The organism is Rhodococcus sp. DMU1, from assembly GCF_012272955.1.
In the GTDB taxonomy this organism is placed as follows: Bacteria; Actinomycetota; Actinomycetes; order Mycobacteriales; family Mycobacteriaceae; genus Rhodococcus; species Rhodococcus aetherivorans.
The window spans coordinates 2,052,420-2,064,419 of sequence record NZ_CP050952.1 but is presented as its reverse complement, the minus strand read 5'-3'; the positions used below and the strand labels follow the sequence as shown (position 1 = coordinate 2,064,419).

Annotated in this window: 10 protein-coding genes and 2 pseudogenes; 8 read left to right on the top strand and 4 right to left on the bottom strand. The window is 66.9% G+C overall.

Going from position 1 to position 12,000, the window contains the following annotated elements:
- The first annotated feature begins 113 nt into the window (after positions 1–113).
- Together HFP48_RS09770 and HFP48_RS09765 are read left to right on the top strand one after the other, a co-directional pair.
- The gene (locus HFP48_RS09770; RefSeq protein WP_006946880.1) at positions 114–947 is read left to right on the top strand and encodes a 3-oxoacyl-ACP reductase family protein; all 834 of its coding nucleotides are present in this window, start codon (positions 114–116) and stop codon (positions 945–947) included.
- 53 nt (positions 948–1,000) lie between these two features.
- Positions 1,001–2,947 (top strand): 3-oxoacyl-[acyl-carrier-protein] synthase III C-terminal domain-containing protein, encoded by a 1,947-nt coding sequence (locus HFP48_RS09765; protein ID WP_006946876.1) that lies wholly within the window; start codon positions 1,001–1,003, stop codon positions 2,945–2,947.
- Positions 2,948–3,028: 81 nt separating this feature from the next.
- Here the strand turns inward: HFP48_RS09765 and HFP48_RS09760 are convergent, their stop codons facing one another.
- Positions 3,029–3,805, bottom strand: a complete 777-nt coding sequence (locus HFP48_RS09760) for an alpha/beta fold hydrolase (RefSeq protein WP_168579412.1) — start codon at positions 3,803–3,805, stop codon at positions 3,029–3,031.
- Between the two features lie 216 nt (positions 3,806–4,021).
- On the opposite strand from HFP48_RS09760, the pseudogene HFP48_RS31550 reads away from it, so the two are divergent.
- The 3 genes and pseudogenes from HFP48_RS31550 to HFP48_RS09750 form a co-directional block, all read left to right on the top strand.
- A pseudogene (locus HFP48_RS31550) lies at positions 4,022–4,153 on the top strand (LysR family transcriptional regulator); the annotation flags it as partial.
- 127 nt (positions 4,154–4,280) lie between these two features.
- Positions 4,281–4,952: a LysR family substrate-binding domain-containing protein gene (locus HFP48_RS09755; protein ID WP_246872562.1), complete on the top strand. Its 672-nt coding sequence runs from the start codon at positions 4,281–4,283 to the stop codon at positions 4,950–4,952.
- A gap of 396 nt (positions 4,953–5,348) precedes the next feature.
- On the top strand, positions 5,349–6,602 hold the full coding sequence (locus HFP48_RS09750; RefSeq protein WP_210432817.1) for an MFS transporter: 1,254 nt from the start codon (positions 5,349–5,351) through the stop codon (positions 6,600–6,602).
- Positions 6,603–7,152: 550 nt separating this feature from the next.
- Here HFP48_RS09750 and HFP48_RS09745 read toward each other — a convergent pair.
- A complete protein-coding gene (locus HFP48_RS09745; protein WP_168579411.1) occupies positions 7,153–8,109 on the bottom strand; it encodes a LysR family transcriptional regulator in 957 nt (318 codons plus the stop codon).
- 177 nt (positions 8,110–8,286) lie between these two features.
- Here HFP48_RS09745 and HFP48_RS09740 point away from each other — a divergent pair, with 177 nt between their 5' ends.
- The 3 genes from HFP48_RS09740 to HFP48_RS09730 are packed head-to-tail and all read left to right on the top strand — an operon-like array spanning position 8,287 to position 10,952.
- Positions 8,287–9,558 (top strand): LLM class flavin-dependent oxidoreductase, encoded by a 1,272-nt coding sequence (locus HFP48_RS09740; protein ID WP_043797920.1) that lies wholly within the window; start codon positions 8,287–8,289, stop codon positions 9,556–9,558.
- Positions 9,555–10,358 (top strand): alpha/beta hydrolase, encoded by an 804-nt coding sequence (locus tag HFP48_RS09735; RefSeq protein ID WP_043797917.1) that lies wholly within the window; start codon positions 9,555–9,557, stop codon positions 10,356–10,358. The genes HFP48_RS09740 and HFP48_RS09735 overlap by 4 nt, the downstream gene beginning before the upstream one ends.
- 57 nt (positions 10,359–10,415) lie before the next feature.
- A complete protein-coding gene (locus tag HFP48_RS09730; RefSeq protein ID WP_006938981.1) occupies positions 10,416–10,952 on the top strand; it encodes a flavin reductase family protein in 537 nt (178 codons plus the stop codon).
- Positions 10,953–11,108: 156 nt separating this feature from the next.
- Here HFP48_RS09730 and HFP48_RS09725 read toward each other — a convergent pair whose 3' ends face one another.
- Entirely contained in the window at positions 11,109–11,873 is a 765-nt protein-coding gene (locus HFP48_RS09725) for an SDR family oxidoreductase (protein ID WP_168579410.1), read from the bottom strand.
- A 2-nt stretch (positions 11,874–11,875) separates the two neighbouring features.
- A pseudogene (locus tag HFP48_RS09720) lies at positions 11,876–11,962 on the bottom strand (hypothetical protein); the annotation flags it as partial.
- Positions 11,963–12,000: the final 38 nt, after the last annotated feature.

The window sequence follows — 12,000 nt, the reverse complement described above, 5'->3', positions numbered from 1 at the left end:
CACCCACGCCGATCGGACTCCGGGCACCGCCGCTCGGGGCACCGGCATCGCCGGCCCGACACATCTGTACTCGACGGCATCCGTCGAGTTCGCCGCATTCGAGGAGAACCGACATGACCAGCACCATCGAACCGTCGTCCCGTACCACCGTCGCCGGCACCAAGCTGCGCGGCCGCGTCGCATTCGTGACCGGTGGAACGCGCGGCATCGGCGCGGCCATCAGCCGCAGCCTCGCCGCCCAGGGCGCGACGGTGGCCGCCGGGTACGGGCGCAACACCGCCCAGGCCGACCAGTTCCTCGCGGACATCCAGGCGAACGGCCAGAACGGCGTCGAGTACAGCGTGCACAAGGGCGACGTCGCGAACGCGGACGACTGCCGTCGCACCATCAACGAGGTCATCGAGCGGCACGGGCGCCTGGACATCCTCGTCAACAACGCCGGCATCACCATCGACCGCACCGTGCTGAAGATGGAGGACGACGACTGGAACAACGTCATCTCCGTCAACCTCTCCGGCGCCTTCTTCCTGGCCCAGGCCGCCCTGAAGCACATGCTCGAGCGCGGCACCGGTCGCATCGTCAACGTCTCGTCCGTCATCGGCGAGACCGGCAACATCGGCCAGGCGAACTACGCGGCCTCGAAGGCCGGCATGTTCGGCCTGACCAAGACGCTCGCGAAGGAGGCGGCGTTCACGCTGGCCCGCTCCGGCAAGCTCACCCCGGACAGCATCGGCGTCACCGTCAACACCATCACCCCCGGCTTCGTCGCCACCGAGATGGTCGAGACCATCCCGGACAAGGTCCTCGATCGCATCAAGAGCACGATCCCGGTGAACCGCCTGGCCGATCCCGAAGAGATCGCCCGCGTCGTCCACTTCCTGGCCGCCGACGCCTCGTCCTACATCACCGGTCAGGTGTGGGGCGTCAACGGCGGACTCGACATGTGACCCGCTGCACCCAGACACACCTCCGCACTTCTCACTGAACGGTACTTCGGCACATGCAGCCTTTCGAGCTCAACCGACACGGGCGGATCGTCTTCCCGTCCAACTTCTTTCCCGATCTCGATTTCTCGACGATGACGAGCGTCGAGCAGCTCGATGCCGTCATCCGTCGCGATTTCGAGACCAAGGCCCCCACGGTCTCGGAGATCCTCTCGCGCCACGCGCAGGGCGTCTACCGCACCAAGGTCGATCTCATGCGCGACATGGCGCTGAACCTTTTCTGGGCCAACCGCTTCGCGATCACGATGTTCGACAAGCGCCCCACCCGGTGGTCGGACGTGCCGCGCAACCGCGACGACGTCTACATGCCCGTCCTGACGCCGTGGCCGGACAGTGAGACGAAGACCGCCCAGGTCGCGGACGCCTACCGCGCCCTGCCCGCGGGCTGGGACGACCCCGCCGAGGACCGGATCTTCGAGACCCTCTTCGACGTCTTCGGCGCCCGCAAGCACATCGCCTCCGGGTTGCCGACGGTCAAGCCCACCGTCGCAGAGCTGATCTCCGATCCGTCGAACCGGACGATGCGCCTCGGTGCGTACAACCCGGACTTCCCCCGGTTCGGCTACGACGAGATCCTCGACTGCCACGAGGACGTCGCCGAGCTCGAGGCGCTGCGGCGCTGGTCGATGGTGCTGCACAACCAGCAGCCGTGGGAGCGAACCCAGGTCGAGCTCACCGAGGTGGGGCAGCTGCGCGACGACGACTACGTCGTGCTCTACTACCCGCGCGACCGGCACGTGCAGCGGTTCATCTCCCGGGTCACCTCGGGTCGGACCGCCCGCGCCGCCGTCCCCGCGAAGGTCGAGCCGGTGCAGCCCTCGCGGCCGTACCCGACGATCGACGTACGCCGCGACTTCGCGGTGCAGCCGCGCATCGAGGCCCTCGCCGTCGCGCACGGTGATCAGGTGTGCACCAACGAGGATCTGATCCGCAACTCGGCCTACAACTGGTCGCCGATGACCGCGGACGAGATCACCGCCAAGACCGGCATCGAACAGCGCCGCTACACCTCGGGCAGCTTCGAGGACCTCGCGCTGTCGGCGGCGAAGTCGGCGATCGAGCACGCGCAGGTGGGACCCGAGGACATCGGGGCCGTGATCGTGTGCACCTGCACCAGCGCCCGGCTGATCCCGTCGCTGGCCACGTGGATCTCCGGCGAGCTGGGCATCGCCCAGACCCACGCCTCGTTCGACCTGGTCGCCGCGTGCGCCGGCCTGCCGTACGGGCTGGCGGAGGCCACCCGGATCCTGCAGCAGGTGCAACGGCCGGTGCTGGTGGTGTGCGTGGAGAAGTTCTCCGACAAGATCGGCAATGTGCGCCCCTCCCGGATGATCTTCGGCGACGGCGCGGCTGCGCTCGTGGTCGGCGTGGCGCCCGAAGGCTCCGCACCGGACATCGAGTACATGCAGACCTACGCCAGCGGCCCGAACAGCCAGGTCAACTCGATCATCTGGCCCAACCCGGACTTCGACAACTACATCACCGTCTACGGACCCGAGGTCAAGGCGCTCGCCGGCCGCTATCTGGTCCAGATGCTCGACGACGTGAAGGCCCTGCCCGCCCCGGAGGGCGGCATGGGAACGCTGCTCGACAACATCGACCTGATCGTCCCGCACCAGGCGAACAAGACGATGATCACCGAGCTCGCGGCGGACGCCGGCCTTTCGTCGGACCGCCTGTACTTCAACATCGAGAAGGTGGGCAACGCCTCGTCGGCGAGCATCCCGCTCGCCATCCACGACGCGGTCCGGGACGGGGTGATCACCGAACCCGTGCGGATCTTCGCTCCGGGCTTCGGCGCCGGCGCCGTCGCCGGCTTCACGGTGCTGCGGATCGATCCGGCGGTGGTGGCACCGTTCCGCCCGGTCGACGGTGGGGCCGTGGCCATCGACCCGCTGCGCGCAGCGTCCACCTCGGACGACGTGACACTCGCCTTCGGCTGATCGAACCGTCGTTCCCCGCGTGGGGAATCGTTGCCCGCGTGCGCACCAGCGCACGCGGGCAACGGCTTTCGGTACCGATTCTCAGGGCAGGACGCGGATCCAGTCGATCAGGGCCCGGGCGACCTCGTGCGGAACCTCGGGGATCAGGGCATGCCCGGCCCCGGGGATCAGCACGACCGTGACCCGGTCGGCGCCGAACTGCCCGGTGAGTTCGCCGCGGGTCGGCGCCGGACGGAACACGTCGTCGCCTGCCTGCAGGTCCAACAGCGGCGACGGCGCGACCGTCCACCATGATTCCTTGTCCGTGACGGCCATCGCCCGGCGCTGCGCGACGATCGCGGCGGGCCACCAGCCGTCGAGCCACACCGCCGGGTCGTGCCCCTCGGCGAAGAACACCGCCCGCAGGTGCTCGAGCCGCTCGGCACCAGGCAGCGACAGGTCGGAGCACTTGGCGACGCGTTCGGTGAGCGACTCCGGGAACCGGCGGGCGCCCGCGGCGAGAATCGCCACCCCCCGCACCAGGTCGGGCCGATCCGCAGCGAGGACCCGCGCGACGTAATGGCCGAAGGCGTGCCCGGCGAGGACGGCCGGGCCCGCGTCGAGCCGCTCGATCACCTCGGCGACGTCGCGGGCGAGGTCGTGCAGGTCGAGGTCCTCGAGCGGACCGCGGCTCGTGCCCACGCCACGCGGCTGGGGCCGGATCGCACGGAAGCCCTCGGCGGCGAGGTCGGTTGCGATCGGGTCGAACTCGTAGGAGTCGCGGCCGAGGGACGGCAGCAACACCACGGCCGGGCCGGATCCGTCGACGAGCACCTCGATCTCCACGTCGCCGAACGCGACGGTGTGTATATCGCTCATGGCGACATCCTTCCAGTGCCGCCGACCAGGGGCGCGGCCCTGTCCGACGCTTGCGTGGCTACTGCCGAAAGAATGCGATCCGTTGGGTTCTGACGAATATTCGCCTTCGTCGTACGCCTTCTCGGCCGGAGCGTCGAGTTCCCACCGGGAGGCTCTGCTGAAATTGATGCTCGCCAAATATCAATAGCGGCCCGGTCTGATAGTCGAGATAGATCAATGGGGGCAGTAGTGGAGATCCGTCACCTGCGCACGTTCCTTGCGGTAGCGGAGGAACTTCACTTCGGCCGGGCGGCCGCGCGGCTTCATATGGCGCAGCCTCCCGTCAGCCAGCAGATCCAGCAGTTGGAGAAGGGAGCTCGGCGTCCAGCTGTTCGAGCGCAACACACGGTCCGTCTCACTCACGAAGGCGGGCCAGGCGTTGCAGGGCCCGGCGCAGAAAGTTCTGAACGACTTGGACCTGGCAAAACGCGCGGCGATGTTCGGCAGCTCGGGAATTACCGGCAGAGCTTCCTTGGGTTTTGCCAGCGTCAGCAGCCGCCGCGTCCTGCCTCTGATCACCAGGGCCGTCAAGGGCAGCGAACCGGGCATCGACCTTGCTCTCCAGGGGCAGACGTACGGCGGAGCGGTGGTGAATCAGACCCTCTCCGGAAGCCTCGACATGGGCTTGGCTCGTCTGCCTGTGCGCGACCCGTCGATCGACTGGCACATCATCGACTTCGAGACGCTGGTGGCTGCGCTGCCCGAAGACCACCCACTGGCGGCGAAACCGGAGCTGGAAGTCGCCGACCTGGCCGGTGAGCCGTTCGTGACTTTCCCTGGCACGCAAGGCTCCACGGTCAGGGACGCCACGGCGCTGATCGCCCTGCAGGCGGGCTTCTCCCCGCGCATCGTCCAGGAGGCGCCCGATTCCTACACGATTCTCAGTCTCGTCGCCGCCGGTGTCGGGATCACAGTGACTGTCTCCTCCGTACAGCACATCCAAATGCCCGGACTTTGCTATCGGGCGTTTTCCACACCGGTACCGAAAATGGCCGCTGTGCTGGCATGGCACAAGAAGAACACGGATCCTGCCCTGCACGCTGTCGTGGCCATTGCCCGGGAGCTCCTGCCCACACCCGAGCCCGAGCCGGTACTCCTCATCCGGTAACCCGACGTTGCCCCGAAAGGGCCGGATCAGCCCCGACCGGACTCACCGAAGTCCCGGTTCCGCTGGGGTTCTTGTCGTTCCCGTCGACGTACCTTCGGATTGGTCAATCCCCGCTATCGAACTCATAGTGAATTCAGATCAATCAGAATTGGATTGCACTACTGAGGATATGAGAAGCTCTGCGCGGTGGGTCACACCTCTCACCCCGGGGCCGTGCCTCATAGGAGCCGTTCCCCTCCCTCAACTTCTCCCTTCGATAGGTTCTCCATGTCAACGACAGCCACTGCCGGCGACGGCGCCGGAATACCCAACGGCACAGGGCACTTTCCGAGGAATCGGCGGAAGTCCATGATCGCCGTCGTCTCGGGAAACTTCCTCGAATAGTTCGACTGGACCATGTATGCGCTCCTGACCACATACTTGGCCGCCAACTTCTTCGACAAGAACGATCCCCAGTCGGCGCTGCTCTCCACGCTGGCGGTGTTCGCCGGCGGCTTCCTCGCCCGCCCCCTCGGCGGGCTGATCTTCGGCCGACTGGGAGACAGGCTGGGACGCAACACATCCCTGGTCATCTGCATGCTCATGATGGGCGCAGGCAGTCTCCTGATCGCGGTGATCCCGACCTACGACTCCATCGGCATCTGGGCCTCGGTTCTCCTTCTGACGGCTCGGCTCATCCAGGGCATCGCCCACGGCGGCGAAAGCGGAAACGCCTACACATACCTGGCCGAGATCGCCCCGGCGAACAAGCGGGGCCTGTGGGGTAGCAGCATCATGATGACCATGCTGCTCGGCGTCATGGCGGCAACCGCGATGAGCATCCTTCTGACGTCGATCATCTCCGAGGACGACATGTCGGAGTTCGGGTGGCGCATCGGCTTTGCCATCGGAGCAGTGCTGGCCATCTTCGCGCTGTTCCTCCGCCGTCAGGCCGAAGAATCCGGATTCTTCGAGGAAGCCAAGGCGGCCGCCGGCACCGCGTCGGTCCGGGTGATCACGCGCCGGCAGTTGGTGATCATCGCCGTCCGCATTCTGATGCTGAGCCTCCTGACCAACGTCCTTTACTACACGTGGGTGAACTTCTCCTCGTCGTTCGCCATTTCCGGCAAGGGCATGGATCCCAACGGGGCTTACATCGCAACGTTCTGCGCACAGATTCTTGCCTCCATCGCACTGCCGTTCTGGGGGCGGCTCTCGGACCGGATCGGGCGCCGCAAGCAACTGGTGTTGTGGGCTGTCGCGGTCATTGTGGTGGTGTTCCCCATCAACTGGGTCCTGACGTCGGCGCCGTGGACCCTGTTCGTGTCGCAGGGAGTTGCCCTGCTCGTATGGGGCATCCAGTCGTCGATCCACTCCACAGTCATGTCCGAGCAGTCGCCCACGGAAGCCCGCGCGACGAGCGTAGGCATCTGGACCTCCGTGGGTGCCGCACTCTCCGGCGGCACGGCGCCCTATCTCTACGCCTGGCTCAACTCCATGGATGTCGGGTGGATCTTCTCGGCCTACATCGTGGTGCTGGCTCTGGTCACCCTGGTAGCCGTCAGGTTCATCCCGGAAACAGCCGGTCTCGAAATGGACCGCATCCCGCTGCCCGGCGAAGAGAAGGTCTCCAGCGAGGACGAGAGCACCGCCGTCCCGGCAGGCCGTTGAGGTCCCCTGAACCAACCGTGACATTCGGCTCGGCCCCCGCCTGCGTTCCAGGCGGGGCCGAGCTGTGTCTTCATCGCGATCGCCCTCGAGAGATGACACGCGCAGCCGCATCATCGAGACCCACGGCCCCAGCCTGCCGCTTCGCGGTGAGTGGATCGAAACCGAGTGTCGGACATGAAGAAGGGTGAGCCGACCTGTTGGGCGCCGCCGACAAGATCGGCTGACCACGGCCGGCTGCACGGCCCGTCGTTGATCGCGACCATGGTCGCGGCCGCGTCCTCGGCGGATCACCGGGCCAGCGCGGGCATCACCATGGCGGAAAGTGCGAGACAGACGCCGCCGACCGCCGCGGGGCCGGCGCCGCGGCCATCGGCACCCTCTCCTCATCGGGATGCCTCGGTCCCCGACGGGTGCGTCCCATACGCCGGTGGCGGCGGTGCAGGTGCCCGGGCCGCTGATAGCCCCGTTATTGGCCTAAAGATTGCCATACATGCAGCCGATAACCGATATTGTGCCGCCTCGAACGCCAGGAGCACGAGACAGATGTGCTTCAGATCGTGTCGATGTACTGGCCCAACTCGTCGAGATCGGACGTGGTGTCGAGCAGTTTCTTGCTGCGCAGGACGGTTCGGGCGGTGTCGAGGTAGCGACGGATGAGTGGGCCGATGGTGTCCTCGCGGTAGGCCAAGGCCAGGGGCACGGACACTTTCGGAGATCTCAGCGGTCGGTAGGTGACACCGTTCATGCGCAGGTGCCGTACCGACTCGGGCGCGAGGGCGACCCCGAGGCCGGCGGCGACGAGGGCGACCAGGGTGGAGGTCTCGGCCACCTGTTGCCGGACGGTGGGAACGAAGCCCGCCTGCCTGCACGCGGTGATCAGGGTGTCGTGCATGGTCGACGGGGAGCAGTAGCCGATGAATGCCTCGTCGGCGAGATCGTGGAGGTCGATCGTGGTGGCGCTGGCCATGGGGTGCTGTACGGGCATGACCACCAGCAGGGGTTCGTTGCGCAGCAGTTCGACGACGATGCCGGGCGCGTTCACCGGGGGTCGGAGCAATCCGACGGACAGGGTGCCATCGAGCAGGGCCTGAACCTGGGCCGGGGTGAGCATCTCGCTGCGCAGGGTGAGCTCCACCAGCGGGTTGCGTTCGCGGTAGGCACGGACCAGGTTGGGCATCAGGTCGTAGGTGGCCGAGCCGGTGAACCCCAACGACAATGCTCCCATTTCTCCGCGGTCGGCTTTGCGCGCCGAATCCACGGCGTCCTCGCTGGCGGCGAGCAGGGCGACGCAGCGGTCGTAGAACACCCGGCCGGCCTCGGTCAGGGCGATCGAGCGGGTGGTGCGCGCGAGCAGTCGCACGCCGAGTTCGCGTTCGAGCTTGCGGATCTGATGGGAGACCGGGGACTGGGCGATGGACAGCCGCTCGGCCGCCCGGGTGAAGCTGCCCTCGTCGACAACGGTGACGAAGTACTTCATATGGCGCAGCTCCATACCCCAGTCTGACATTCAGATGGAAGATATCTCAATAGCTGAACAAACAGGTGTTAGACATCTAGGTTTCTGCCTCCTAGCCTCATCTTCGAGAGCTGGATCACACCGACCCCGGACAGTGACGGGCCTCTCGTTCCGGTGGGACCGCGGGCTGGGCGTTTCTCACCTCGTCGCACTTGTGGAGGAGAACACGTGAAGGTCAACCTGTTCCTGCAGGCGCCGTACCGGTACCTGCCCGACGACTTCGAGACCAAATACGAGTCGGTGTGCAGCATCCCGTACTCGCTCGTCACCCGGGACGGGATGTACTCCTCGATCCGGGACTTCATGGACGAGCTCATGCTCGGGGCCCGCAGCGGCTACGACGGCGTCGCGGTCACCGAACACGGCCAGAGCAGCTACGACATGGTCCCCAACCCCGATCTGATCTCGAGCGCGCTGGCCTACATGACCGAGACCGAGGGACTCGACGTCGCCGTCTACCCGATGGGCCGCTCTTTGGGCAAAGCCCGCGAGCCGCTCCGGGCCGCCGAGGAATACGCGATGATCGACGTGATGAGCGGCGGCCGCCTGGTCGCCGGACTGACCGTGGGTCTGAGCTACGACGCCAACATCAACAACGGCATCCCGCCGATCGAGGTCCGCCCCCGGTTCGACGAGAACCTCGAACTGGTCCTGCGGGCCTGGCGCGAGCAGGAACCGTTCGCCTGGAACGGCCGCTACACCCAATATCCGATGGTGAACATGTGGCCGCGGCCGCTGCAGGAGAACGTGCCGGTGTGGATCACCGGCATCGGCAACCCACGCACCATGCGGATGTGCTTCGACCGCGGCTTCGGGTTCAACTACCTGAGCTGGTTCGGCGCCAAGCTGACCGGCAAGCGCATCTTCGACCGCATGTGGGAACAGGCCGACGAGGCCGGCGTCGCCCGCAATCCCTACCGCATCGGGTTCCTGCAGACCATCGCCGTCGCCGAGACCGACGAACGCGCCGAGACCGAGTACGGTCCGCACGCCGAGTACGCCTTCCGCAAGGGCCTGGGCTCGATCCCGATCGAGAAGCTCGGCCTGCCCGGCGCCATCGACATCAACGGCGTCAAGGCCCTGATCAAGGACCCCGGCGACTTCGGCCTGTACCACCGCATGCGCACCGCCACCTTCCGCGATCTGGTCGAGGCCGGTGTCGTGGTGGTCGGCAGCCCCGACACCGTCGCCGAACAGCTGCTCGCCTTCTGCCGCGAATACGGCATCGGCAATCTGCACGCCATGCTCGGCTTCGGCTCGCTGCCCCGGCACCTGGTGATGAAGAACATCCACCTGTTCGCCGAGGAGGTCCTGCCGCGGCTGCGCACGCTGTGGACCGACACCGACCACGAACACCACTGGTGGCCGAGCCGACTCGGCGGCACCCCCATCGCCTACGACATCACCGCCACCACGAAGGCAGGAGCGAACGCCCGATGAGCACCACACCCACCATCACCGAACAGACCGTCGACGTCTGGGGCGGCCGGCTCGCCATCACCGTCAAGGTCGCCGGCGCCGGCGCACCGCTGCTGTATTTGCACCCGGCCGCCGGTCTGGCGTGGGATCCGTTCCTGTCCCATTTGGCGTCCCGGTACACCGTCTACGCCCCCGAATTCCCCGGCACCAGCGAGGGCAACCCGTACGCCATCCACACCATCGACACCCTCAGCGACATGGTGCTGGCCTACGAGGAGCTGGTCCGCACCCTCGGGCTCGACCATCCCGTGGTGATCGGGCAGTCCTTCGGCGGCATGCTCGCCGCCGAACTCGCCGCCACCTTCCCCACCCTGCCCGACAAGCTGGTCCTGCTCGACCCTATCGGGCTGTGGACCGAGACCGCCCCGGTCGCCAACTGGATCGCTACACCCCCCGACCAGCTACCGGCCCTGCTGTTCCACGACCCGGCGAGCCCGGCCGCCCAGGCGATGCTCGCACCCTCCGACGACCTCGCCCAGCAGCAGGCCGCGGCCGCGGCGATGGTGTGGGCGTTCGGCTGCACCGGCAAGTTCGCCTGGCCCATCCCCGACCGCGGCCTGCGGCACCGCCTGCACCGCATCACCGCACCCACGCTGATCGTGTGGGGCCGCAACGACAGGCTCATCTCGGTGGACTACGCCGATCAGTTCCACAAGCTCATCGCCGACAGCACCGTAACCATCGTCGACGACTGCGGCCACATCCCCCAGGTGGAAAAACTCGACGACACAGTCGAAGCCGTCGACAAATTCCTCCTCTGACCCGAGCAGGCACCGGTGTCCTCCCGACCGGGTCCCCGACCTCCCAGGAAACCGACCATGACCACAACGCTGCAACCCCCCGCACGCGATACCCGACCGGCCGACGAGCACGAGGTCGATGCGACGACGATCCGGCGGGCCATGGGCCGCGTGCCCACCTCGGTCGCCGTCGTCACCGCCCTGTGCGACGGGGAACCGGTCGGCATGACCATCGGCTCGCTGACCTCGGTATCGCTCGATCCACCGTTGGTGGCGTTCTTCGCCTTCTCCGGATCATCGACGTTCGCCCAGCTTCGGCGCTGTCGCACATTCTGCATCAACGTCCTCGCCGAGGATCAAGCCGAGATCTGCCACGGCTTCGCTCGACTCGACGGAGCGAAGTTCGACCTCGGTGAGTGGGAATATCACCACGGAATCCCCACCATCAAGAACGCCGTCACCACGGTGCTGTGCGAGCAGGACCATGTTTTCGAAGCCGGGGACCACCTCGGCATGATCGGCCGCGTCACCGACGTCGACTTCAGCGACAACCGGCCGTTGGTGTACTACCGCGGGCAGACATCCCAGCTTCACAGCTCCGGCTCCTGGGAATGATCGGTCCGGCCGGCTCCATGCCTGTCGGGGCGTGACCGGCAAGTCTGGATTCTTCGTCCGCTTGGATTCGAGGCGGCCGCATACGATGCACCGCAAGCCTCTCGTGCCCGATCTCTCCAAGCGGTGAGAGTAGACCCGGGACCGGGTAAGTTCTGGTTAGAGCCGGTTGCCGTTGGTGGCGTCGATGACCTGCCCGGTGATCGCACCGGCGGCGGCGCTGACGAGGAAGGCCACGATCGCAGCGATGTCCTCCGCGGTGGCGAGTTTTCGCAGTGCAGTGGTGGACGCGGCGGTGGTGCGGGCATGGTCGTCACCGCGAAGCCAGTGCACGTTCATGTCGGTATCGAGCGCGGCCGGCGCCACGGCGTTGGCGGTGATGCCTCGTTCGCCGACGTCTACGGCGAGGGCGCGGGTGAACACCTCGATCGCCCCCTTGGTCATGGCGTAGCTGATGACGTCGGGTCTGGCGTAGCGGGCGGATCCGGAGGAAATGTTGACGATGCGACCGCCGTCGTGCATCCGGGGCAGGGCATGCCGAGTCACGAAGAACGGGGCGCGCTGGTTGAGTGCGACCAGACGGTCGAAATCCTCGACAGTGACGCGCTCGAGCGCTCCGCGCCGACTGATTCCGGCGTTGTTGACGAGGATGTCGAGCCCTCGGTCGAGCCCGAGACCGTCGAGCGCGGAGTCGAACTCCCGCATCAGCTCTTCAGGCCCCTCGGGTCGGGACAGGTCGGCCTGGACCGCAGCCGCGAGGCCCCCGGCAGCCGTGATGCCGTCGACCACCGCAGCGGCGGCCGTCCGATCGGATCCGTAGTGGACGATTACGGCGGCACCGGAGGCGGCCACCGCATCTGCGATGGCCGCCCCGATGCCGCGGCTGGCCCCGGTGACCAGCGCGACTCGTCGGCCCGTGTGCATTCCTACTGACGAGCTGCGAGGTCGAGGGCGATGTCGGCGATGAGGTCTTCCTGCCCACCGACCAGCCCGCGTTCACCGACGGCGAGCACGGGCGGACGGAGGTCATCCGGGGCCACCTTTCGTTGGG